At 41.9% G+C, this 19,442-nt stretch carries 24 protein-coding genes and 5 tRNA genes; 19 read left to right on the top strand and 10 right to left on the bottom strand.

From position 1 onward, the window contains the following. Nucleotides 1-45 precede the first annotated feature (45 nt). The gene (locus JNO66_RS11925; protein ID WP_203088524.1) at nucleotides 46-708 is read left to right on the top strand and encodes a DUF421 domain-containing protein; all 663 of its coding nucleotides are present in this window, start codon (nucleotides 46-48) and stop codon (nucleotides 706-708) included. On the opposite strand, the gene JNO66_RS11930 is transcribed toward JNO66_RS11925, so the two are convergent. The 3 genes from JNO66_RS11930 to JNO66_RS11940 all read right to left on the bottom strand — a co-directional run bounded on the left by JNO66_RS11930 (nucleotide 680) and on the right by JNO66_RS11940 (nucleotide 1,662). After that, the gene (locus tag JNO66_RS11930; RefSeq protein WP_203088525.1) at nucleotides 680-1,021 is read right to left on the bottom strand and encodes a hypothetical protein; all 342 of its coding nucleotides are present in this window, start codon (nucleotides 1,019-1,021) and stop codon (nucleotides 680-682) included. The genes JNO66_RS11925 and JNO66_RS11930 overlap by 29 nt on opposite strands. 168 nt (nucleotides 1,022-1,189) lie before the next feature. Further along, entirely contained in the window at nucleotides 1,190-1,366 is a 177-nt protein-coding gene (locus tag JNO66_RS11935) for a YjcZ family sporulation protein (RefSeq protein ID WP_203088526.1), read from the bottom strand. A gap of 113 nt (nucleotides 1,367-1,479) precedes the next feature. Beyond that, nucleotides 1,480-1,662 (bottom strand): hypothetical protein, encoded by a 183-nt coding sequence (locus JNO66_RS11940; protein WP_203088527.1) that lies wholly within the window; start codon nucleotides 1,660-1,662, stop codon nucleotides 1,480-1,482. A 156-nt stretch (nucleotides 1,663-1,818) separates the two neighbouring features. Here JNO66_RS11940 and JNO66_RS11945 point away from each other — a divergent pair. From JNO66_RS11945 to JNO66_RS11965, 5 genes are all read left to right on the top strand, one after another. Beyond that, nucleotides 1,819-1,893 (top strand) — tRNA-Glu (locus JNO66_RS11945). 193 nt (nucleotides 1,894-2,086) lie between these two features. Beyond that, nucleotides 2,087-2,162 (top strand) — tRNA-Val (locus tag JNO66_RS11950). 22 nt (nucleotides 2,163-2,184) lie between these two features. Next, nucleotides 2,185-2,269: transfer RNA gene (locus JNO66_RS11955), tRNA-Tyr, on the top strand. A gap of 7 nt (nucleotides 2,270-2,276) precedes the next feature. Then, nucleotides 2,277-2,351 (top strand) — tRNA-Gln (locus JNO66_RS11960). Between the two features lie 21 nt (nucleotides 2,352-2,372). Beyond that, nucleotides 2,373-2,445: transfer RNA gene (locus JNO66_RS11965), tRNA-Lys, on the top strand. A gap of 228 nt (nucleotides 2,446-2,673) precedes the next feature. Here JNO66_RS11965 and JNO66_RS20805 read toward each other — a convergent pair. Further along, entirely contained in the window at nucleotides 2,674-2,835 is a 162-nt protein-coding gene (locus JNO66_RS20805; protein WP_203088528.1) for an aspartyl-phosphate phosphatase Spo0E family protein, read from the bottom strand. A 180-nt stretch (nucleotides 2,836-3,015) separates the two neighbouring features. On the opposite strand from JNO66_RS20805, the gene sigW reads away from it, so the two are divergent. The 6 genes from sigW to JNO66_RS12000 all read left to right on the top strand — a co-directional run bounded on the left by sigW (nucleotide 3,016) and on the right by JNO66_RS12000 (nucleotide 8,863). Continuing rightward, nucleotides 3,016-3,579, top strand: coding sequence for an RNA polymerase sigma factor SigW (gene sigW, locus JNO66_RS11975; RefSeq protein ID WP_203088529.1), 564 nt, complete (start codon nucleotides 3,016-3,018; stop codon nucleotides 3,577-3,579). An 18-nt stretch (nucleotides 3,580-3,597) separates the two neighbouring features. After that, complete coding sequence (locus JNO66_RS11980; protein ID WP_203088530.1) at nucleotides 3,598-4,230, top strand: anti-sigma factor family protein; 633 nt, start codon at nucleotides 3,598-3,600, stop codon at nucleotides 4,228-4,230. Nucleotides 4,231-4,717: 487 nt separating this feature from the next. Continuing rightward, the gene (gene cdaA, locus JNO66_RS11985; protein WP_373367173.1) at nucleotides 4,718-5,563 is read left to right on the top strand and encodes a diadenylate cyclase CdaA; all 846 of its coding nucleotides are present in this window, start codon (nucleotides 4,718-4,720) and stop codon (nucleotides 5,561-5,563) included. After that, nucleotides 5,556-6,797 (top strand): CdaR family protein, encoded by a 1,242-nt coding sequence (locus tag JNO66_RS11990; protein WP_203088531.1) that lies wholly within the window; start codon nucleotides 5,556-5,558, stop codon nucleotides 6,795-6,797. The genes cdaA and JNO66_RS11990 overlap by 8 nt, the downstream gene beginning before the upstream one ends. Nucleotides 6,798-6,819: 22 nt before the next feature. Beyond that, nucleotides 6,820-8,172: a phosphoglucosamine mutase gene (gene glmM, locus JNO66_RS11995; RefSeq protein WP_203088532.1), complete on the top strand. Its 1,353-nt coding sequence runs from the start codon at nucleotides 6,820-6,822 to the stop codon at nucleotides 8,170-8,172. 172 nt (nucleotides 8,173-8,344) lie between these two features. After that, entirely contained in the window at nucleotides 8,345-8,863 is a 519-nt protein-coding gene (locus tag JNO66_RS12000) for a DinB family protein (protein WP_203088533.1), read from the top strand. Nucleotides 8,864-8,875: 12 nt separating this feature from the next. Here the strand turns inward: JNO66_RS12000 and JNO66_RS12005 are convergent, their stop codons facing one another. Further along, a complete protein-coding gene (locus tag JNO66_RS12005; protein WP_203089334.1) occupies nucleotides 8,876-9,268 on the bottom strand; it encodes a MerR family transcriptional regulator in 393 nt (130 codons plus the stop codon). 143 nt (nucleotides 9,269-9,411) lie between these two features. On the opposite strand from JNO66_RS12005, the gene JNO66_RS12010 reads away from it, so the two are divergent. Then, nucleotides 9,412-10,452 carry an NAD(P)-dependent alcohol dehydrogenase gene (locus JNO66_RS12010; protein WP_203088534.1) on the top strand — a complete coding sequence of 347 codons (1,041 nt, stop codon included), beginning with the start codon at nucleotides 9,412-9,414 and terminating at the stop codon, nucleotides 10,450-10,452. Nucleotides 10,453-10,498: 46 nt separating this feature from the next. On the opposite strand, the gene JNO66_RS20910 is transcribed toward JNO66_RS12010, so the two are convergent. Further along, nucleotides 10,499-11,068, bottom strand: a complete 570-nt coding sequence (locus JNO66_RS20910) for a sugar O-acetyltransferase (RefSeq protein ID WP_373367174.1) — start codon at nucleotides 11,066-11,068, stop codon at nucleotides 10,499-10,501. Between the two features lie 500 nt (nucleotides 11,069-11,568). On the opposite strand from JNO66_RS20910, the gene glmS reads away from it, so the two are divergent. Then, entirely contained in the window at nucleotides 11,569-13,371 is a 1,803-nt protein-coding gene (gene glmS, locus JNO66_RS12020) for a glutamine--fructose-6-phosphate transaminase (isomerizing) (protein WP_203088536.1), read from the top strand. Between the two features lie 54 nt (nucleotides 13,372-13,425). On the opposite strand, the gene JNO66_RS12025 is transcribed toward glmS, so the two are convergent. After that, entirely contained in the window at nucleotides 13,426-14,340 is a 915-nt protein-coding gene (locus tag JNO66_RS12025; RefSeq protein ID WP_203088537.1) for an arginase family protein, read from the bottom strand. A gap of 105 nt (nucleotides 14,341-14,445) precedes the next feature. Here JNO66_RS12025 and JNO66_RS12030 point away from each other — a divergent pair, with 105 nt between their 5' ends. Both JNO66_RS12030 and JNO66_RS12035 read left to right on the top strand, forming a co-directional pair. Then, entirely contained in the window at nucleotides 14,446-14,781 is a 336-nt protein-coding gene (locus JNO66_RS12030; protein ID WP_203088538.1) for a winged helix-turn-helix transcriptional regulator, read from the top strand. A 99-nt stretch (nucleotides 14,782-14,880) separates the two neighbouring features. After that, nucleotides 14,881-15,762 (top strand): oxidoreductase, encoded by an 882-nt coding sequence (locus JNO66_RS12035; RefSeq protein ID WP_203088539.1) that lies wholly within the window; start codon nucleotides 14,881-14,883, stop codon nucleotides 15,760-15,762. 67 nt (nucleotides 15,763-15,829) lie between these two features. On the opposite strand, the gene JNO66_RS12040 is transcribed toward JNO66_RS12035, so the two are convergent. Then, on the bottom strand, nucleotides 15,830-16,273 hold the full coding sequence (locus JNO66_RS12040; RefSeq protein ID WP_203088540.1) for a DUF4871 domain-containing protein: 444 nt from the start codon (nucleotides 16,271-16,273) through the stop codon (nucleotides 15,830-15,832). Nucleotides 16,274-16,463: 190 nt separating this feature from the next. On the opposite strand from JNO66_RS12040, the gene JNO66_RS12045 reads away from it, so the two are divergent. Together JNO66_RS12045 and JNO66_RS12050 are read left to right on the top strand one after the other, a co-directional pair. Continuing rightward, nucleotides 16,464-16,811 carry a DUF3888 domain-containing protein gene (locus JNO66_RS12045; RefSeq protein WP_203088541.1) on the top strand — a complete coding sequence of 116 codons (348 nt, stop codon included), beginning with the start codon at nucleotides 16,464-16,466 and terminating at the stop codon, nucleotides 16,809-16,811. Nucleotides 16,812-16,815: 4 nt separating this feature from the next. Then, nucleotides 16,816-17,229: a VOC family protein gene (locus tag JNO66_RS12050; RefSeq protein WP_203088542.1), complete on the top strand. Its 414-nt coding sequence runs from the start codon at nucleotides 16,816-16,818 to the stop codon at nucleotides 17,227-17,229. Here JNO66_RS12050 and JNO66_RS12055 read toward each other — a convergent pair. Together JNO66_RS12055 and JNO66_RS12060 are read right to left on the bottom strand one after the other, a co-directional pair. Continuing rightward, nucleotides 17,216-17,500 (bottom strand): hypothetical protein, encoded by a 285-nt coding sequence (locus tag JNO66_RS12055; protein WP_203088543.1) that lies wholly within the window; start codon nucleotides 17,498-17,500, stop codon nucleotides 17,216-17,218. The genes JNO66_RS12050 and JNO66_RS12055 overlap by 14 nt on opposite strands. 24 nt (nucleotides 17,501-17,524) lie before the next feature. Next, a complete protein-coding gene (locus tag JNO66_RS12060) occupies nucleotides 17,525-17,875 on the bottom strand; it encodes a DUF3139 domain-containing protein (protein WP_203088544.1) in 351 nt (116 codons plus the stop codon). Nucleotides 17,876-18,057: 182 nt separating this feature from the next. On the opposite strand from JNO66_RS12060, the gene JNO66_RS12065 reads away from it, so the two are divergent. Then, nucleotides 18,058-19,425 (top strand): VWA domain-containing protein, encoded by a 1,368-nt coding sequence (locus JNO66_RS12065; RefSeq protein ID WP_203088545.1) that lies wholly within the window; start codon nucleotides 18,058-18,060, stop codon nucleotides 19,423-19,425. Nucleotides 19,426-19,442: the final 17 nt, after the last annotated feature.

Genomic DNA, 19,442 nt, shown 5'->3' on the forward strand with positions numbered 1-19,442 from the left:
GACAGATACTACAAACAAAATCTGTCGATCGGGGGACTTTTTAAGATGGATGAGGTATTGGTTGCGCTGCTACGGACAGCCATTGTGTTTTTTATGATTTTGACTTTCTTTCGCTTAACCGGAAAAAAAGATATCGGAGAAATTAGTGTTTTAGATATCGTCATCACATTACTGATTGTAGATATTGCCGTTATTATGATTGAAGACACAGATATTTCATTTATGAAGGGAATTGCTCCCATTCTTTTGTTGTTTGCTATTCAATATACGTTTTCACGCATCTCGTTAAAGAATCAAAAATTCCGAGATATCGTTGATGGTCGACCCGTACTAATCATACGTGAAGGCAAACTTCAGCAGGAGAACATGAAGAAGCAATCGTATAATCTCGATGACGTTTTACTTCAGCTGAGGACAAAGGATGTATTCGACATCTGTGACGTCGACTATGCGTTACTTGAAACATCAGGAGCATTATCTGTTTATAAAAAAGGAGATCAGTCGCCATTCACTCTTCCTTTTATTTTAGACGGCATGGTACAAGAAGAGCACCTGGGGATCTTTGGAAAAGACTCAAGTTGGTTAAGAAACGAGCTTAAAGAAAAAGGATACGAAAATTTTGATGACGTGTTCTATTGCGGATTCACTAAACAAAATAAGCTTTATATAGAGAAAAGAATTAAAGAGGACGGGAAAAGTAAGGCTTAACATTCATGTGAAGCACTTCTTCTAAATCGTCCAAGCGGATCAAATAATAATCAACCGATTCGGGCATTTGGACTTCTAAATCATTCTTTATCTGATCGGTATGTAGGACAAAATGAGTCTCATCTACAGGACGAATAGCAAGTGCTGCTTGAGTCACCGTAACAATCGTGAGCTCATCATGGAAATCTTCAGCCTCCATACGTTCAAATGGAGCATCTAGCTGAACGGATAAAGACGATGAATGGCTTGTTGCAGGGAGCAGCAACCACTGAGGGAAGAGGTGACCGTCAATCTCTTCATAGTATACTTTCATAGGAAATCCTCCTTCGTTTTTATAAGTATATCCAATAAAAGAAGAGCTGTCTCAAATGGGTGCATTCAGAAGTGAATGGCCTTAAAATGAGACAGCTCTTTGGTTAATAGGCATAGTGAAGATCGTCAACACTTACAGAGTGAAGAGTTGACGGATCAGCTTCATTACTTATTTGCAGTAAGAAGCACCAATGATTACAAGAAGAATGAATAGAACAACGATTAAAGCAAAACCGTTACCACAACCGCCGCTGTATCCTCCAACTGGTCCTTGTTGACCGTATCCGTAGCCACCGCCACAACCGTAGTCAGCGCCACCGTAGTTACCACCACCGAAGAAGCCCATGCGTACACCGCCTTTCAAAGGGAATACTTTACTCTATGCACTCATGGAAGTTTGGCTACGGAAGTGGGCGATTTTTTTAATCTTCGGGCTAAATGACTATGGAGGAAACGGCGTTACTTTCCAGATAGTAGCTGGCTTTTCTTAAGTCCTGTTACAGCTCCGACAAGCGTTATATCAATTCCATAATCGAGCATACACTCAGCCACTTCTAATTTAGTTTCTTGTCGCGCGGAGTAACGTACTTTTTCAAGGATGGTGAGTAACTCCATGTGCGATAAGTCAGGTTCCTTTTCCATCAAAATCATCCTCTTCGGTTTTCTTTTTATTATACCGAATGTATGTTCGTAAAGGTAGTGGAAAAATCTTTTTTGAAAAAAGTTTTTAAAAACACTTGTCTTATGTTTGTGGATTGGGTATAATACTTTTTGTCAGTGATTGAGACACACACTTCTGGCCCGTTGGTCAAGCGGTTAAGACACCGCCCTTTCACGGCGGTAACACGGGTTCGAATCCCGTACGGGTCACCATTACTATTTATGAATAACCAGCGATGTACATAGAGAAGCTAAGAGGAATCTGAAGCTTATCTGCAGTCAATAACAAAGAGAAGCAAGGAGTTCAAGGACACAAGTTTTCGAAAGAAGGAGCGTACAACTGTACGTGACTGATTGAGAATAACGCAGTGGACGAAGAAATCCGCCGCTTATCTGAAGTTATAATGGAGGATTAGCTCAGCTGGGAGAGCATCTGCCTTACAAGCAGAGGGTCGGCGGTTCGAGCCCGTCATCCTCCACCATATTATCTTTTTTCTTTAGCTTGGAGGGGTAGCGAAGTGGCTAAACGCGGCGGACTGTAAATCCGCTCCCTACGGGTTCGGCAGTTCGAATCTGCCCCCCTCCACCATTTTTGTTGGGCTATAGCCAAGCGGTAAGGCAACGGATTTTGATTCCGTCATTCCCTGGTTCGATCCCAGGTAGCCCAGCCATTTTTTTATGAGTAAAAACATGAGCCATTAGCTCAGTTGGTAGAGCATCTGACTTTTAATCAGAGGGTCGAAGGTTCGAATCCTTCATGGCTCACTTTTTCTTTAAGTAGAGCATGATTCTCACCTACGGTTCCCCTGCTTCATTAATAAAAAGAAGTAGGAAGCAGGACTAGCATAGCGTCGGAATCCTTCATGGCTCACTTCTTTTCTTGAATTTAATTAATCGTATATATAAAAGAAGCTGAAACTTCATTATGGAGTAAGGCTTCTTTTTTTTGTATGAAATAAAAAAAGCATCTCTTTTGGAGATGACAAAGGATTACTAATTTGTTATGGTCTTGTATTCATTCAGTAGGTGATCTAATTCTTGGCTTCTATTAATGATATCTGGGGAGCTTAGATCAACTGTTAAGGCCATTTTGTTTAGATCATGGCGGACTCTTTCGATTTTGTGCAAGAGTATGTTTGTTTTCTTTGATGGCATTACTCGTCACCCCTTTTCTGGGAAAATAGTCCGATTTTAACATCGATACATAATTACTACCCTAATTTTATTCTTTCAAACCCCATTTTTCTGTTAAAATAAAAAAAGTGTAATAAAAAACGAAACCTTTTTTAAGCCGGTACGTAAACGGTACAGATTGAAGCGGTCAGGGGTATTGCTATGGACACATTAGTTAGGAAATTGATAATCGAAGTGAAAAAAGGGGATACTGAATCCTTTGGTGAGCTTGTCGAGTTATTTAAAGACAAGGTCTACCAAGTGGCCTATCGAATGGTTGGTCATCCACAGGAAGCTCAGGATGTGGCACAAGAAGCTTTTTTACGTGCCTATACGAACCTTGATAAATTTGATATGGATCGTAAATTCTCTACTTGGTTATTCCGAATTGCAACAAATGTTGCGATTGACCGACTTCGTAAAAAGAAGCCTGACTTTTACTTGGAGGATAAGGTAAAAGGAACGGAAGGACTTACTTACGAATCGCAGCTTGCTGCTGACCAGGAACTTCCTGAAGATCAAGTGGTTAACTTAGAAATGCAGGAATGGATCCAATCAGAGATTAATCAGTTACCCCTTAAGTATCGATCTGCTGTTATTTTAAAATATATGGAGGATTTGTCGCTGAAAGAAATTAGTGAAATACTTGATATGCCGATTTCCACAGTGAAGACGAGAATTCATCGTGGTAGAGAGGCCCTTAGAAAACGAATGAGGAAGATTTAAAGAAGGAGGCATATTCCTATGTCGTGCGAGTCACATGTGCAAGGATTAATTCATAAGTATTTAGATGGAGACGCAACCGAAGTAGAGAAGAAAGAACTCTATCTACATGTTGAAACCTGTGAAGAATGTGATTTGCATCTTCGTGAGCTTAAGAAAGTCATTGCCTTTACCCAAAGTGCATCTCACATCGAAGCTCCTGCTAACTTCACAGATCAAGTGATGGCAAAGCTACCACCTAAAAAACAAACCGTAAAATGGAAAAGCAAAATAAAGAAACATCCAATTCTTATAGCGGCTGCAATCTTTTTCTTATTAATGTCCGCTTCCTTCTTAACCTCTTGGTCAGGCAACGCTGAAAAGGTTACTGTATCTGGATCGGGAAATATTCAAATTGATAAAGAAACCGGCGTCGTAACCATACCAGAAGGAGAAACCATCCAAGGGGATCTAGTCGTCCGGAATGGTCAGCTTGTTGTAGAAGGAAATGTCGAAGGAGATGTCCTCCTGGTAAATAGCAAGCCGTATTATGCCTCAACTGGAGAAGTGGCCGGGGAAATTGAGGAAGTGAACCAGGCGCTTGAGTGGGTTTGGTATAATATGAAGCATATGTTTAATGAAACGGTTTCGATTTTTGATAATGACAGTGAATGAAAGAAGAGGCTGGGACATAATTAAAAATCAATTTGAAAAGGCGAATGATTCGATTGCAGAATCATTCGCCTTTCGTTATTTTATTTGAACAAGCGGAGGGAGAACCTGAGACTCCTACGGAACAGAACGTGGTGAAGACACTGTAGCGGCGCTTTTCCCGCGAAAGGGGCTGAGGCCGTTCCCGTGGAAAGCGAGGGTTTCTCGTGTAGCGGATTATTTGCTATATTCGTGTTTTACTCGCTTTATTAATGTTATGTCCCGCCCTCTTTTTTTGAGTTTTCCAACTAGTTCCACATAGTTTTCCATACATTCAAAGACAAGATCTATCTCAATTCTTACGCTTATATGGTATAATGAGGCAGCTAATGTCGTAAGGTAAGGGTATAGCTCAATGACTGTTAGCGATTGAATGAATAATGAAGGTAGACAGGCTGCTATTCCTGTCTCGTTTGTGTGAGTTTAGATTGATTTGTTTGGAGGAAAAGCAATGCAGGCTATGCTTCCGTTTGATTTGCCATTTGAAAATGTTGGTTGGCTAAGTTACTTTGGTCAAATTATTGATATATTACTTGTAACGTACGTGATCTACAAGTTGATTATGATTATTAGAGGAACCCGGGCCGTACAATTGGTCAAGGGAATAACCGTTATCTTAATTGTTTGGTTTATCAGTGGGTTCTTCGGGCTCCGAACGCTTGAGTTTATCATGTCGCAAACACTTACATATGGGTTACTTGCGATTATTATTATCTTTCAGCCTGAGCTGAGAAGAGGTCTTGAGCAGTTGGGGAGAGGGCGCTTTTTTGCGAGTCGAACGGCGCCTAAGAATGAACCTGTGCAAAAATCAATTGATGCCATTATTAAATCGTGTACATACATGGGTAAACGAAGAATTGGAGCGCTTATTTCAATTGAGCGTGAAACTGGCTTAAGTGATTACGCAGAAACGGGTATTTCGATGAATGCGGATCTAACGTCAGAGCTTCTCATAAATATTTTTATTCCGAACACGCCTTTGCATGATGGAGCGGTCATTCTTAAAAACGAGTCCATTCTCGCGTCAGGCTGTTACTTGCCTTTATCTGAAAATCCGTTTATTTCAAAAGAGTTGGGCACTAGACACCGTGCAGCGCTCGGAGTAAGTGAGGTTACAGATTGTATTACGATCATTGTATCTGAAGAAACAGGGAACATCTCTGTTACGAAAAACGCAGAATTACACCGTGATTTAACGGAGGAAGAACTGCGTGAAATTCTAGAAAAATCAATGCTCTCTGAAGATAAAGCATCAGCTCCATCACGCTTTAAGTGGGGAGGAAAGAAAAATGGATAGGCTGTTTAATAGCCATTGGTTTGTACGGATCATTGCGTTCTTTGTAGCGCTTATGCTATTTGCTATGGTTAACCAAGATAACCTTGGTAATCAGCCAAGTGTCTTGCCGACCATTAGTAACAGCTCCTACACACTTGAAGAAGTAGAGCTTCACGTAAATTATAATGAAGAAGAGTATGCTTTAACAGAGGCCCCCGAGACGGTACAAGTAAAATTAAGTGGGTCGAGAAGTGCATTGGCTTATTTTCAAATGATGAGACCAACGTATGAGGTTTTTGTTGATGCGACAGAGCTTGAAGAAGGGTCACATCGTGCTCGGATTGAATATCGAGGATTTCCAAGCGAATTGTCGGTAGCGGTCACACCAACAACCGCTAATATCGAGCTTCAAGAAATTCAAACGTCATCCTTCCCTGTTCAAGTCGACTTATTGAACACAGACAGTGTGGAGGAAGGATACACGGTTGGAACACCAATCGTGACTCCGATTAACGTGGATGTCACAAATGCTAGAGAGTTTCTCTCGTATGCGGCTACGGCAAAGGTTTTTGTAGACATGGACAAGGCGGATGCCACTATTGAAGACGAATATCCCGTTCACATCTATAATTCGGATGGGATTGAGCTTGAAATGGATTCAAACCCGAACTTCGTAACGGTACGAGTTCCAGTAACAAGCCCAAATAAACAAGTACCAGTTAATATCAAACGAACAGGTAAGCTGAAATCTGGGTTAAGCATTGAGCAAATTGAGCTTGAGCCAGGTGATGTCACTGTTTACGGGCCGGCCGATTATATTGAAAGTCTAGAGTCTCTCAGCGGAGTGGAACTAGATTTAAGCAAAATTGAAGAATCAACAACGATTGAGCTGGACGTGCCAGTTCCTGATGGAGCAGAACGAGTAGAACCGAAAAAGATATCCGTCAATGTGACAGTTGGTGAAGAAGAGGAACGTGAACTTTCAGGTGTACCGCTGAATATCATGGGAAGATCTGATGAAATGTCGGCCAGGCTCGCTGCGGATCAACCGGCATACATAAATGTAACGGCTTATGGAACAGAGGAACAGTTGAATCGTATGAGCACCTCAGATTTTCAGGCATATGTTGATATCAGTGAAGAAACGGCTGGAGAAAAGGAATTACCGATTGAATTTAATGGACCACAAAATATTCGATTTGAACCAGATGAATCTAAAAATGCAAAATTAACAATTACCGATCAGTCTGAGTAGTTGAGTTGAAGGAGCGATGACAATGGGAGTATATTTTGGAACGGACGGTGTCAGGGGTGTAGCCAATACGGAGCTCACACCTGAACTGGCGTTTAAGCTTGGAAGAGTAGGGGGTTACGTGTTAACCCAGCACAGTGAAGGGCAGCCTCGCGTTTTAATCGGAAGAGATACACGAATCTCAGGGGAAATGCTTGAAAGTGCATTAGTGGCAGGACTTCTATCGATAGGTGCAGAGGTTATGCGTCTGGGCGTAATTTCAACACCCGGTGTGGCTTACCTAACAAAAAATATCAGTGCGGACGCAGGTGTGATGATCTCAGCTTCACATAACCCTGTACCAGATAACGGAATTAAATTTTTTGGACCGGATGGCTTTAAATTAAAGGATGCTCAGGAAGCAGAAATTGAAGCGCTATTAGACGCTGAAGAAGATACACTTCCACGTCCAACAGGTGGAGCGCTTGGTCAAACAAACGATTATTTTGAAGGCGGACACAAGTATATCCAGTTCTTAAAACAAACGGTAGAGGATGACTTCTCAGGCATTCACGTTGCGCTTGACTGTGCAAACGGAGCGGCTTCTGCACTTGCACGCCACGTCTTTGCTGATCTTGACGCTGATATCTCTGCGATGGGCAGCACACCAAATGGAGTAAACATTAATGAAGGCTGTGGCTCCACACATCCAGAAGGACTCGCAGAATTCTTATTAGAAAAAGAAGCTGATATCGGATTAGCTTTTGATGGAGATGCTGACCGTCTGATTGCCGTTGATGAAAAAGGTCAAATCGTTGATGGCGATAAAATCATGTACATCTGTGCGAAATATTTCAAAGAACAAGGCCGCTTGAACAACAGTACAGTGGTGACAACGGTTATGAGTAACCTTGGTTTCTACAAAGCACTCGAAGAAGCAGGCATTGATACAAAACAAACAGGCGTTGGCGACCGCTACGTGATGGAAGAAATGCGTAAAGGCAGCTTTAACCTAGGCGGTGAGCAATCAGGGCATATCATTTTCCTTGATTACATCACTACAGGGGACGGAATCCTTTCTGCTCTACAACTTGTGAACATCATGAAAATGACAGGAAAAACGCTCTCAGAACTAGCAGAGCCAATGCAAGTCTTCCCGCAGCAGCTTGTGAACATCCGAGTAACCGATAAACACGCAGTCGAAGAAAATGCGCTAGTAAAAGAAGCGATTGAAAAGGTAGAAGCAGAAATGAACGGAAACGGCCGCGTCCTCGTACGCCCATCAGGCACAGAACCATTAGTACGTGTCATGGTAGAAGCCGAAACCGAAGAAAAATGCACGAAATTCGTAGAAGACATCGCAGAAGTGGTACGCGCTGAGATGGGATTAAATGAATAGATAACTGATTGTACCGTCCTCTTGCCTTTTGGGTGAGGGGGCGGTTTTTTGTTGGGAGAGGTGCGCGGGAGAGGCGCGGGAATGAGGGTGAGGTGTGCGAGTGGAGGTGAAAATGCGCGGGAATGAGGGTGAGGTACAATAAGTATTAATGATAAATAAAAAGGAGAATTAAATGATCAGAGACTTACAAACCACGCATCCCATGCATCCAATTACGAACCTACTTTTTGCGGCAATTGAAGAAAATTACCAGAGGTTATGTTCGATAGTGAAAGATATCGATCAAGAGGTCCTGGATTTTAAAGGGGTAGGTGGAGAAGAGAATAGTATTGCTCAGCTCATTAAGCACCTTTCTTATGTAGATCTTTTATGGGTTTACAGATTTAAAGGGGAGCTTATTCGGGATGAACTTGAAACAAAATATGGGCCAATGGTTGATGGGGAAGGGAATATCCCTGATGTGAATGGAATTTCTTTAGATAGTTTATTAATGGACTATCATAATGTCATCGAGCAACTACAGGATTTCTGTCTAAGCGTCTATGATGAGCATTTGACCGACATAGTAGAATATGATACAGAACAAGCGACTATTCGGTGGGGACTTTGGCACCTTGCTGATCACAGTAGATACCATCAAGCCCACATCAATACCCTGATAAAAACATATAAGTCCCACTACTCTAAGTAATGGGACCCAACCTCAGCTCTTATGAATCTCTTCCGTCCCAGCCTCAACCGCAGTCATATAGTAGTGACATTTATGATCAATGATCTCCATTGTCTTTTTTAATTCTTCCATCTGTGCCTCCACCTTTGCTTTCCTTTCTAGAAACATCTCGTATCTCTGGGTTAAAGAGGAGTCTCCTTCCTGGCACCATTGGATAAAGCCTTTAATTTCTTTTAGTGGCATACCGGTAAGCTTTAGGCATTGAATGATTCTTAGTGCTTCAATGTCTGAGTCTTTAAATAGTCGTTGGCCGCTTGGAGACCTTTCAACAAAAGGCATGAGTCCTTCTTTGTCATAGTAACGAAGGGTATGAACTGTTAAATCTAATGTTTCGGCAACTTCTCCGATTGAATATGTCTTACAAATCTCCTTTTCCTAATCCGTTTTTCAACCATCCTATCATGATCAGAAAGTTTAAGCTTGACCTAGAGTTAACTTTAGGGATTAATCTTACACTCATAAGGGAAAAGAACCCTTAGAATCTGAATTCATATGGAGGTCATACATTTATGGTAAAAGCAAAAGCACGTGCAGTGGACGGTCCAGATAAGGGATTCCGAGAAGCGGAGATTACAAGACGTGATCTTGATCAACAGGATGTTCTAATTGAGATTAAGTTCGCTGGGATCTGCCACTCCGATATTCATACAGCTCATGGAGAGTGGGGCGAGGTTAACTATCCTTTAGTTCCTGGTCATGAGATCGCTGGAATCGTAACAGAAGTTGGCCCAAATGTAACTAAGTTTAAAGTGGGCGACCGTGTCGGTGTTGGGTGTATGGTTGATTCATGTGGAGAATGTGAAAACTGCCAAAAAGGCGATGAGCAGTATTGCAACAAAGGAAATGTCCCTACATACGCTGGGTTTGATAAATATGGTGAGCCGACTCAGGGTGGATACTCCACTCATATCGTTGTAACAGAAGGCTTTGTTGTTAGCATTCCTGACAACATAGAGCTTGATGCAGCAGCTCCATTATTATGTGCAGGAATCACGACGTTCTCTCCATTAAACCGTTGGCAGGCTGGCCCTGGCAAGAAAGTAGCAGTTGTCGGTATGGGTGGACTTGGTCATATGGCAGTTAAGATTGCACATGCAATGGGAGCAGAAGTGACAGTTCTATCTCAAACGTTGAACAAGCAAGAGGATGGAATGAAATTCGGAGCAAAGGACTATTACGCAACGAAGGATCCAGAAACGTTTGAAAAGCTTGCAGGTACATTTGATCTAATCATTAACACGGTCAGCGCAAAAATTGACGCTGGCGCGTACATTGGTCTTCTTGCCCTAGATGGCACGATGGTAAACGTAGGTGCACCACCTGAACCATTATCTGTTCATGTGATGTCATTAATTGGTCGTCGTCGTTCATTTGCAGGATCAATGATTGGTGGCATCCAAGAAACACAGGATATGCTCGACTTTTGCGCAGAGCACAACATCGCTCCAAACATCGAAGTCATCTCTGCAGATGAAATTGACCACGCGTATGATCGTGTATTGAACTCTGACGTGAAATACCGTTTTGTGATTGATACGAGCACGATGTAACTAATGAGTGAAAGGTGTCCCAACCGTAATGGCAGGGACACCTTTTCTATTCCTCAATTGATTTAATAACTTTGGCAGGGACTCCCGCAACAATCACGTTATCAGGTACATCTTTTGTAACAACGGCTCCAGCTGAAATAATGGAATTCTCACCAATCGTTACACCTGGCATGATGGTTGCTGCAATGCCAATCCAAGCATTGTTCTTTATGTTGATTGGCTTAGACATAGTGGCTCTTCTTTCAGATGGAGAAATTGGATGATTCGTCGTCACAAGATTTACTTTCGGAGCAATTAATACATGATCTCCGATTGTAATCCCTCCTCTATCCATGAATGTACACCCAGAATTAATAAAAACATGACTACCTACAGTTAGGTTTTGTCCGAAGTCGGTGTAAAAGGGAGGAAGTAGTTCAAAGGTGTGTTCGATCTCCTGAGTAGTTAACTCGAAGAATTGTTTTCTGACCTCTTCAGTTGAATGGTAGCCTGTATTCAAGTTAGCCACGAGCTCTTGCGCTCGCTCAATCGCTTGAGCCATTTTGGGGAATTCGGGATCTTGGATGGATATAGTCTCACCGGCACGGTCACGATCAAAAATATCATTCACTATCATCACTCCTATAAAAAAGTTATTATTTTTTAACGATAGCACCTAGAGGTAACTCTAGGTAAAGGCTCAATCAGAATTTCACTACCAAATACCACAAAAATAGACAATTCCCCGAATTGCTCACCACTCATGACTTTGCCGCATAGACTACACGGTAAACCCCACTCTCCGCTTTATTTTCTTGATTGACGATAGGTTGTCAATCAAGTATGATTATTTTGGATTAGATGAGAGGAGGATCGTGTATAGTTAGTGAGCAACATAAAGCGCCTGAACTGCCCCACGTACGGACATTGGGACAGTTGACGAGGAGAGGGTTTATCGATATTTTCGGCGGATGCCCTCCGGTTGATGCATGACAACCGTCAAGCTTCTAGAAAAAGCATCAGGGTGACCTGGTGGACAAAGCTAGAAGTACCATGCCCATAAAAACTAAAATTGATAAGAGTGGGGGCAAGTATGCCCTCAGGTTGCTTGCCCCCGACTATGGGAGGTAACCATTTATGTGTGGAATCGTAGGTTATGTAGGAACGGAAGATGCAAAGGAAATCTTGCTTCAAGGACTTGAAAAGCTTGAGTATCGTGGCTATGACTCAGCCGGTATCGCTCTAACAAACGCAGAGGGCGTACATGTATTCAAGGAAAAAGGCCGTATTGCAACTCTTCGTGAGGCTGTGGATTCAGAAACCAGCGCAACTGTTGGGATCGGACACACACGTTGGGCGACACACGGTGTACCAAGTCAATTGAACGCACACCCGCATCAGAGCTCAAGTGCCCGTTTCACTCTCGTACACAACGGTGTAATCGAGAACTACAAAGAACTAAAAGCAAACTACTTAAGTAACAAAGAGCTAGCAAGTGATACGGATACAGAAGTCATTGTTCAAGTGATCGAGCACTTTGTAGAGCAAGGTCACAGCACAGAACAAGCCTTCCGCGAGACGTTATCCCTTCTTAAAGGTTCATATGCTCTTGCTTTAATTGATCAAGAAAACAAAGAAACCGTATTTGTCGGTAAAAATAAAAGCCCACTTCTTATCGGAGTTGGTGAAGATGTGAATGTCATCGCGTCTGATGCAATGGCTATGCTTGCTGTAACAGATCAATTTGTTGAGATCATGGATCAGGAGATTGTCATTGTTAAACGTGATTCGATTACAATTGAAACACTTGCTGGTGTGAAAGTTGAGCGCGAGCCTTACACAGCTGAGCTTGATATGAGTGACATCGAAAAAGGAACATATCCTCACTTTATGCTGAAGGAAATTGATGAGCAGCCGTTTGTTATGCGTAACATCATCCAAAAGTATCAAAATGAAGACGGTGGCCTACGTATCGATGCTGACATTCGTGAAGCCGTAAAAGCAAGCGACCGCATCTATATCATTGCAGCTGGAACAAGCTATCACGCAGGTCTCGTTGGAAAGCAGCTTGTTGAGAAGCTTGCAAACCGTCCAGTGGAAGTGCATATCGCAAGTGAATTCTTGTACAATATGCCGTTATTATCAGAGAACCCACTCTTTATCTTCATCTCACAAAGTGGCGAAACAGCTGACTCACGAGGTGTATTAGTCGAAGTGAAAAAACAAGGCCACAAAGCCTTAACTATCACGAACGTACCAGGATCTACGCTTTCTCGTGAAGCTGACTTCACGCTTCATACGTATGCTGGACCTGAAATTGCTGTTGCTTCTACAAAAGCATACACAGCTCAAATCGCTGTTTTTGCCATCCTTGCCGTTGACGTAGCACGTTCTGCTGGCATTGAGCTAGACTTCGATCCATTACAAGAGCTTGGTATCGTTGCAAACGCAATGGAAGTACTAACAGCACAGAAGGAAGAGATGGAGAAAGTCGCTCGTGACTTCCTATCCGTTACACGTAACGCCTTCTTTATCGGTCGCGCAGCTGACTATCATGTAGTTGTTGAAGGCGCACTGAAGTTAAAAGAAATCTCTTACATCCAAGCAGAAGGATTTGCTGGAGGAGAATTAAAGCACGGAACGATTGCCTTAATTGAAGAAGGCACTCCAGTCTTTGCACTAGCAACACAAGAGCACGTAAACCTAAGCATCCGCGGAAACGCCCAAGAAGTAGAAGCACGTGGCGCCCACGTTTGCACAATCAGCATGGAAGGCATGAACGAAGCAGACGATCAAATCGTCATCCCACGCGTTCACGAACACCTAACTGCACTAGCAGCAGTCATTCCATTGCAACTAATCTCATACTACGCAGCACTACACAGAGAGTGTGACGTGGATAAACCACGTAACCTTGCGAAAAGTGTAACGGTTGAGTAGGTTAAGATAAGAAAGGAAAGGACTCCCCATTTTTAGGGAGTCCTTTTCTGTATCTTAATTATTAAGGATAGGAAATGCTTCAAGCATTTTCTTAAGATTAATGGCGTCCCATGGCATGTGCTCGGTAATGCCTAAGCCTACTACTTCTGTTGCCTCTGATACTTCTTTTATAATCTGAACCAATCGTTCGCGTTGAATAGAGCCCGCTGCAGAGAAGTGATATTCTTCATCAGGATTAGCGAATAACAAAGATCTAAAGGATGTTGGGTCTAATACATCTAAATCAAGGTGAATCGCTAGGTGTTTAATCTCATTTTCCTTGATCCACTTTTTAATTGAACCGGTGCTTTCTGCAAGTTCATTTGCATTCGATGTTCTAAGACCTAATCGGCTAATGACATCATCCTCAGCCTCTTCTGGGTATACACCTGCTTTTTTAACCTCTTTTATAATTCGACTCTCTTCCTCTTGAGAAGGTGTCGCTAAACCAGCGATAAAGACATTCTCTGGTTTAATCGGTGTCGTAACTAGGCTTGAAAATTGCTTATCTCCCTCACCGAGTAGATTCCCCAGTGGCAAAGTGTGTCCATTGTCATAACCAACAAACCGAACCAAGTCACTATGGGCATCAATCCACAACACTCCTAAGTTTCCATCGTACTTTTCGTTTAAATAGGAGAAAGGTGCCTGCTCCACCAGACAATCTCCACCGAGTATGACCACTCGATCTGGCTTATGAGCCTCTAGAAGGTGTTGGGTCGCTGTCATTTGTTCAAATAACTGAGCTCTCCCATTCATTCCATTCTCATTCTCGAGTGGTGAACCGTCAAATGATTTTACCGGTACCTCAATCAAAGGCTGATCATTTTTGGGGGCAAGCCATGCGAGTAATTCTGCACCAAATGAATAATGTTGATTATTTCCTCCCTGCCACTGTGGCATAAGCAATCTTACTGTCTTTTTAGTCATCATGCTCTCTCCTTTATTTTAGATTAGTCCTAGCTTACAATAGGAGTAATTTCTAAAACAGTACGCACTTTATTGATAGATACTACCAGAAAGGATAGTGATTCTATGAGCATGGCTGAATACAAGGGCAAGGTAAAGAAGATTCAAGATACACCTTTTGGGTACACGATGTCAGTGATAGGAGGTAAGTGGAAGATGGTGATCATTTACCTTCTGGCAGAAGGTGAAGCTGTTCGTTTTAATGAATTAAAAAGACAGATCGGAGCAATCACCTATCGAACCTTAAGTGCACAATTAAAAGAGTTAGAAGCGGATGGTTTGGTGCATCGCGAAGAATTCCCGCAAGTTCCTCCTAAAGTTGTTTATAGTTTGACACCAAAAGCAAATTCTCTTTTGCCCGTTTTAGAAAGTCTGTGTGAGTGGGGAGTAGAGAACCAATAAAATTCATAATAGTAAACCTTCATCTAGCGAGGTAGAGTTTATTTCTAGTAAAGGTTTAATGATTGAGTGTAAATTATCTTGTTAGGTAGGAGCGTATATATGAACACTAAAACCATCATCATCACCGGCGCAAACAGCGGACTCGGCCTTGAAACAGCCAAGCACTTCGCAGGTCAGGGGCACCAAGTCATTCTAGCAGTGAGAAACACTGGAAAAGGGAAGAGAGCAAAAGAAGAGATTCAACGCATATATCCAGAGGCAATTATTCAAGTACATTCACTCGATCTTTCAAAGCTTCAAAGCGTTCGAGAATTTGCTGATACGATCTCAAGCCAGGTAGAGGTCATTGACTTACTCATCAATAATGCAGGCGTGATGATGCCTTCTTATTCACTAACAGAGGATGGATTTGAATTGCAGTTTGCCAGTAACCACTTAGGACACTTTGCTTTAACGGGCTTATTGCTTCCGTTACTCGAAAAGGGGGAAGCTTCTCGGGTTGTCACGCTGACATCGATTGCTCATCGGAATGCGGCTATTCAATTTGAGAACTTGCATGGAACGAATGGGTATAAGAGCTTTGTCTTCTATGGTCAGAGTAAACTAGCAAATTTATTGTTTGCCAAGGAGTTAGACAATCGGCTAAAAGCAAATCACTACAAAACTATTAGTGTGGCTGCGCATCCAGGGATATCGTCTACGAATTTGTTCACCTTGGGTAAAAAGAAAACGCCTTGGTACGTTAAATCGTTTCTGAAATTGGCTAGTCAGCCAGCTGAGAAAGGGGCGCTACCTATCATTATGGCAGCGACAGACGAATCTCTCCGAGGTGGAGAATTGATTGGACCAGATGGAGCAGGTGGTAGGAAAGGGAATCCTACGGTTGAACAACCTAAGAAAGGAATCTATAACGATTCGACAATGGATAAGTTATGGAATATCTCGGAGGAGCTTACGGAAGTGAGTTATCCTTTTGAATAAGAACAAGACCACCGTCACTCTAAAAAGTCAGTGGTCTTTCTTTTAATATGGATGAGCGTTTAATCATCTACTTTTGGTCAACATCAACAGTTAACTGATCAAAAAACTCTCCATCTATATAAACGTTCAACTCCCAAAGTCCTGAGGAGGGGAACAATACAGTTGAGCGAGCATGCCCATTAATTTCTTCACCTCGAGGCTCTAAGCTATCATCATTAAAGATAATTGGAGAGATAAATTCCACATCGCCTTCTTGTCTTGCCTGTACTTCCCAATCTTTATATGCGATATCTGGATTTCCCCAAAAATGCCACATCCATTTTTGACCGTTTTCAGTAATGTCCTTCATACCAATGATGCCAATACTTCCTTCTTTTCCAAACATCTCTCCAAGTTCATGTTTAAAGAACGGGCTGTTGTCACTCCATTCTTCCATAACAGAATCATTTGAACAGGCTAATAAGAGTAGTGAAAGAATGAAGATTGTTATAAAAGAGACTGTCTTTTTCATAAATCCTCCTTTTAAATATGAGTTTTTAGCTATTTATTTTTATTATCTATTTCTTTAATAAGGAACGAATTCCTTTAATTTGATAATATATATTGAAAGGTCATTTATCACTCAGGTAAAAGAATCCAGTCATCTCGCAATCCCTTCCCGCATATAAGATCTTAAACATAAGCCAAAGGGGAGATCGACTATGCTACAACATTACCGCGCTACATTAAACGAAGCAGATACTAATCTTTCTGATTCATTAAGATACGCCTTAATCTGTAGTATCAGGACGCCAGTTGATCAAGCTGTGATTGAGTTATACAAAGACGATATTCACGTACCGGGTACACTGCAATGGGCAGCTTATGATACGAAGATCCTTAAGATCAAACAAGTATACGGGGTTGGTGGTTTGTACGAGGTTACGCTTCGAATTTACCCTTACTACAATGCGCATAACAGTTATGGGATAGACGAGGTTGTAGTGAACACGAATCAGGAGTTAATTCGTTACAGACATGTGCATACATATCCACTTCCAAGGAGGTAAAAAGATGAATAAAAAATTAATTAGAGTTGGCACTACTTATATCCCTGTTTCCAACCCAAGACGTTCTGCCCAGTGGTATATTGAAAAGCTGGGGGCAGAGTTGAATTACGAGGATGAGGATAAGGCTATTCTTCAACTAGCGAAGCATAGTGTATTTCTAGTAAAGGCTCAAGAGGGTCAGTTCGCTAATTTTATAGATGTTCATGGAAAGGAACGGTTCTCTTTAACCTTTGAGGTAGATGGAATAGCTGCTTTAAGGTCTTTACATCAAGAGTTTACACTTAAGAAAATGAGAGTTGGAGAGATAGAGGATCGAGGTCACTCAGGCAGGAATTTTGTTTTTGAGGATATAGACGGAAATCAATTTGATGTTTGGAGTGAATTGAGTCCCGCCTTTAACACATCTAAGCAAAATTAGCCCCAAGGTAAAAGAAGAAAGCAATGATCGCCAGTGTGATAAGCGTAATGATGAGCGCGAGCACAGGTAGAATGTTGCTTTCTTTTTTTGATTTGAAACTAAGCACCAAAAAGACGATGATCGCAACCAAACAAACTGGCACAAATAAGTAATAGAGGGTGCCAGTAAACGTGTTTAGGTACGCGGCAATTAGATCTAATAAGAGAATGTTTAAAATGAGTAGAATGCTTAAGGTTAAGACGGTGTAGGATCTCCAGGTTATCGTTTTCAATTTACATCCTCCGATCAAACAGTGTTATTCGTTATCCTCGGTGTGATTGCCTTCGCCGTCTGTTCCTCCGATTTGCTGTACACCGATGTTATCGTTATAGATGTATTGATATTCCTGGTCTTCATCTGAAAAGGTGACAAAGGCTTGATACGCATCTTCCTCGTCATACTTGTCGCCACTCCAATCGTAATCGGTACGGATGGATTCAATGTCTTCATCTGCGTAATTTTGTTCTTCGGTTAAGTATTCATAGACCTTTTCTTCTGTAATAGCCAGCTGGTCTTGGCTTCCGTTAAAAAAGTTAAACACAAGAATTCCCACACATGTTAGGGAAATGATTGCAACAATTGTGATAATCGTGCCTCTTTTTTTCATACGAACTCTCCTTACTGATTGTTATTCTACACGTACCGAGACTATACCCTGGTATGGATGTTCGTAAAACGTGAAATCGTGTGAATGTATAGTGAGAGGAAAAGCTGTTCATAAATGACTAGTTTTCCACTTGTAATCGTTTTATGATAGAGAGTAGCAGTAAATGATGAAAGGTGAGATGAATGAAAAAAAGAATAGCGTGCCTGATGTTATGTGCCTTTTTAGGGTTAGCGGCCTGTAGTGAGGAAGAAGAACCATCGAGTGAAACCATTCAGGATCAAACAGTCGATGAAGCTGAGGAGCCGGAAGAATTAGATGAAACAGCGGAAGACGTAGAGGATGATTTAGAATCTGAGGCTAAAGCGGAGGAGGCGTTTACTCGGTACGAAACGGATTCTGTAGAAGAACTAATGAGGCAGGAGCCGGGACTCTATCATGGAGATGAATTTGATGAAGATACGGTGGTTGAAGAGGTTAAGAACTTCCCAGAGGGTCTTACCGATCAACAGGCCTTTAATCGAATGCTTAATTTAATGGCGGAGGATTTTAGAGAAGAGCAGGATCTGTTCGACAACTACGAGGTTCAGTTTGAAGAATTAACGGAGATGCCAGGAGTAGAGCAGGCACAGGAAATGACTGAGCAAGAAGAGAAGCAGGATCTTAATGTCCAGATTCTAATTGATGCAAGTGGTAGTATGGCGGCCGAGATGGATGGAAAGCCGAAGATGGACATTGCGAAGGAAGCGGTACAAACTTTTGCATCCAACTTACCCGAGGAAGCAAATGTGGCCTTGCATGTTTACGGACATAAAGGGAGTAATCAAACGGAAGGCAAAGAAGAATCCTGTTCTCAAACGGAGACGCTTTATTCATTTAATCAGTATGATGAAGTGGATTTCCAAGCGTCGTTAGATTCGTTTCAAGCTACAGGATATACACCGATTGCGTTAGCGATTGAAGAGGCAGGGGCTCTATTCCCTGAGAGTGGAGAGAATATCATTTATATCGTGAGTGACGGAGAAGAAACGTGCGGAGGGAATCCGGTTGAAGCAACAATGTCACTTCAGCATTCAGGTGTATCAGCGGTTGTACATATCATTGGTTTTGATGTAAATGATGCAGAGCGCCAAGCACTTGAAGCGATTGCTGATGCAGGAGAAGGTGAATACTTCAGAGCAGACAATGCAGAGATGTTGGACGAGACATTTAGTCAAGAATCAGAGAACCTGGAGCTAGAATGGCTTCAATGGAGAAACACGAATATCTTAAACAATTTGATGTCTAAAAATGACCAGACCTTATCCTTACTCGAAATGCAGAACGCAGCAATTCTGAGGAGTTTGGATGAATTGAATCGAATTATTTCTGTCATTTATAAAGTGAATGGCGAAGTTGATTTTGACGTTCGAGAAGTTCGTGAATTAGCAAGAGAGCGGAAGGATTTGATCTCTGATCATATTCGAACGAGTAGGGAGGACTTAGACAAAAAAGTAAGAGAAACATTAGACGGAAGGGAAGAAGAGATTAGAGACAATGGAAGTGAAGATTAACTAAAAGCATACAAAAA

The organism is Alkalicoccobacillus gibsonii (assembly GCF_016798245.1).
Taxonomy (GTDB): Bacteria; Bacillota; Bacilli; order Bacillales; family Bacillaceae_D; genus Alkalicoccobacillus; species Alkalicoccobacillus gibsonii.

What these genes read in the sequence shown, in the direction of transcription:
- JNO66_RS12065 (WP_203088545.1), top strand. Translation starts at nt 18,058, where the DNA reads ATGAAAAAAAGAATAGCGTGCCTGATGTTATGTGCCTTTTTAGGGTTA.
- cdaA (WP_373367173.1), top strand. Translation starts at nt 4,718, where the DNA reads ATGCAGGCTATGCTTCCGTTTGATTTGCCATTTGAAAATGTTGGTTGG.
- JNO66_RS11930 (WP_203088525.1), bottom strand. Translation starts at nt 1,021, where the DNA reads ATGAAAGTATACTATGAAGAGATTGACGGTCACCTCTTCCCTCAGTGG.
- JNO66_RS11990 (WP_203088531.1), top strand. Translation starts at nt 5,556, where the DNA reads ATGGATAGGCTGTTTAATAGCCATTGGTTTGTACGGATCATTGCGTTC.
- JNO66_RS20910 (WP_373367174.1), bottom strand. Translation starts at nt 11,068, where the DNA reads ATGATAGTGAATGATATTTTTGATCGTGACCGTGCCGGTGAGACTATA.
- JNO66_RS11935 (WP_203088526.1), bottom strand. Translation starts at nt 1,366, where the DNA reads ATGGGCTTCTTCGGTGGTGGTAACTACGGTGGCGCTGACTACGGTTGT.
- JNO66_RS20805 (WP_203088528.1), bottom strand. Translation starts at nt 2,835, where the DNA reads ATGCCATCAAAGAAAACAAACATACTCTTGCACAAAATCGAAAGAGTC.
- JNO66_RS12060 (WP_203088544.1), bottom strand. Translation starts at nt 17,875, where the DNA reads ATGAAAAAAAGAGGCACGATTATCACAATTGTTGCAATCATTTCCCTA.
- JNO66_RS11980 (WP_203088530.1), top strand. Translation starts at nt 3,598, where the DNA reads ATGTCGTGCGAGTCACATGTGCAAGGATTAATTCATAAGTATTTAGAT.
- JNO66_RS12000 (WP_203088533.1), top strand. Translation starts at nt 8,345, where the DNA reads ATGATCAGAGACTTACAAACCACGCATCCCATGCATCCAATTACGAAC.
- JNO66_RS12045 (WP_203088541.1), top strand. Translation starts at nt 16,464, where the DNA reads ATGCTACAACATTACCGCGCTACATTAAACGAAGCAGATACTAATCTT.
- glmM (WP_203088532.1), top strand. Translation starts at nt 6,820, where the DNA reads ATGGGAGTATATTTTGGAACGGACGGTGTCAGGGGTGTAGCCAATACG.
- sigW (WP_203088529.1), top strand. Translation starts at nt 3,016, where the DNA reads ATGGACACATTAGTTAGGAAATTGATAATCGAAGTGAAAAAAGGGGAT.
- JNO66_RS12030 (WP_203088538.1), top strand. Translation starts at nt 14,446, where the DNA reads ATGAGCATGGCTGAATACAAGGGCAAGGTAAAGAAGATTCAAGATACA.
- JNO66_RS11925 (WP_203088524.1), top strand. Translation starts at nt 46, where the DNA reads ATGGATGAGGTATTGGTTGCGCTGCTACGGACAGCCATTGTGTTTTTT.
- JNO66_RS12010 (WP_203088534.1), top strand. Translation starts at nt 9,412, where the DNA reads ATGGTAAAAGCAAAAGCACGTGCAGTGGACGGTCCAGATAAGGGATTC.
- JNO66_RS12025 (WP_203088537.1), bottom strand. Translation starts at nt 14,340, where the DNA reads ATGACTAAAAAGACAGTAAGATTGCTTATGCCACAGTGGCAGGGAGGA.
- JNO66_RS11940 (WP_203088527.1), bottom strand. Translation starts at nt 1,662, where the DNA reads ATGGAAAAGGAACCTGACTTATCGCACATGGAGTTACTCACCATCCTT.
- glmS (WP_203088536.1), top strand. Translation starts at nt 11,569, where the DNA reads ATGTGTGGAATCGTAGGTTATGTAGGAACGGAAGATGCAAAGGAAATC.
- JNO66_RS12040 (WP_203088540.1), bottom strand. Translation starts at nt 16,273, where the DNA reads ATGAAAAAGACAGTCTCTTTTATAACAATCTTCATTCTTTCACTACTC.
- JNO66_RS12050 (WP_203088542.1), top strand. Translation starts at nt 16,816, where the DNA reads ATGAATAAAAAATTAATTAGAGTTGGCACTACTTATATCCCTGTTTCC.
- JNO66_RS12035 (WP_203088539.1), top strand. Translation starts at nt 14,881, where the DNA reads ATGAACACTAAAACCATCATCATCACCGGCGCAAACAGCGGACTCGGC.